Here is a 1,527-nt window from a genome sequence, read left to right as displayed (position 1 = left end):
TCCCAAACACTTCGACCATCCCCCCGCCAGCTGTGGTATTTTTATGGTAAACACTTTCGACCGCGCTCAACCCAAATAACTACCGGGGGATACCCCTCCGGTGAAGGGGTACCGCCCGTTCGTGTGTCACAAGGGAGCGGGGGTCGCGGGAGCTCCCGCCCGCCCGCTACCGGCGGAGCGGACTCAGTGGTGGCCGCCCTGCGCCTCGAGGCGCTTGAAGGAGGCCTCGATCTCGGCCTCGGCCTCGGCGCGGCCGACCCAGTTCGCGCCCTCGACCGACTTGCCCGGCTCCAGGTCCTTGTAGACCTCGAAGAAGTGCTGGATCTCCAGGCGGTCGAACTCCGACACGTGGTGGATGTCGCGCAGGTGCTCCACGCGCGGGTCCGAGGCCGGCACGCAGAGCAGCTTGGCGTCGCCGCCCGCCTCGTCGGTCATGTTGAACATGCCGATCGCGCGGCACTTGATCAGGCAGCCCGGGAAGGTCGGCTCATCCAGGATGACCAGCGCGTCCAGCGGGTCGCCGTCCTCGCCGAGGGTGTTCTCGACGAAGCCGTAGTCCGCCGGGTAGCTGGTGGAGGTGAAGAGGCGACGGTCCAGACGGATCCGGCCGGTCTCGTGGTCCACCTCGTACTTGTTCCGCGAACCCTTGGGGATCTCGATGGTGACGTCGAACTCCACGTCCTGCTCCTCCATGATCAGCTTCATTGCTTCGAGACTGCGGTCGTTCACCTGCGTGCGCGTCCCTCCCAGCCCAACCGGGGTGGGGTGCCATGCTCGCGGCAAGACGCAGTGGTTAAGTGTCCCTCACGCATATGTGTGATCGCGAAAGGGGCTGGTCCGAGGTGCCCTTGGTCAAGACGTGGCAGCTCATCGCGGTGTCGGCCGTGGCCGGCCTCGCCCTGTCGGTGGCGGCGGTGGCCGCCGCCGGTCCTTGGGACTCCGGCCAGCGTAAGGCCGAGCGGGACAGAGCCGCCTCCTGGGGCCTTACGGGTGGCGCAGATCACGGTGGCGCCGCCGGCGGGTCCGAGCCGCAGGCCGCGCCCAGCGCCCCCGGGGTGCTCTCCGCGATCGGCCCGGACGCCCCGCGCAAGGCCGACGCCGGGGTCGCCTCCGCCGGCTCCGGGCGGCTCGCCGACGTCCTGCGGCCGCTGCTGGCCGACCCCGCCCTCGGTACGGTCCGCACCGCCTCGGTCATCGACACCGCCACCGGCCAGGTGCTCTTCGAGTCCGGGCCGCGCGAGCCGATGACCCCCGCCTCCACCACCAAGATCGCCACCGCGACGGCCGCGCTCGCCGCGCTCGGCCCCGAACACCGGATCCGGACCACCGTGACCCCCGGTGCCGGCCCCGGCGAGATCGTCCTGGTCGGCGGCGGCGACCCCTCCCTCACCGCCAAGAAGAAGAGCCCCGCCGGATCCGGCGGCAGCCTCGTCGCCCTCGCCGCCGACGCCGCCCAGGCCCTCAAGGCCGCCGGCACCGGCACCGTAACCCACGGATACGACGACACCCACTTATACGGGGACGCCC

2 protein-coding genes are annotated in these 1,527 nt (G+C 70.7%); one reads left to right on the top strand and one right to left on the bottom strand.

Annotated features, from left to right (window positions below; translation table 11 throughout):
* Positions 1-183: 183 nt before the first annotated feature.
* Positions 184-678, bottom strand: a complete 495-nt coding sequence (locus tag ACFXA3_RS42360) for an inorganic diphosphatase (protein WP_007264878.1) — start codon at positions 676-678, stop codon at positions 184-186.
* A 164-nt stretch (positions 679-842) separates the two neighbouring features.
* Between ACFXA3_RS42360 and ACFXA3_RS42355 the strand changes: the two genes are divergently transcribed.
* Positions 843-1,527: D-alanyl-D-alanine carboxypeptidase (locus ACFXA3_RS42355; protein ID WP_385196840.1), on the top strand; the 685-nt coding region annotated here is incomplete at its 3' end.

Origin of the sequence: Streptomyces sp. NPDC059456 (assembly GCF_042750055.1) — a bacterium.
In the GTDB taxonomy this organism is placed as follows: Bacteria; Actinomycetota; Actinomycetes; order Streptomycetales; family Streptomycetaceae; genus Streptomyces.
Note: the sequence above shows the minus strand (reverse complement) of the source record. Positions and strands in the feature narration are given on the sequence as shown.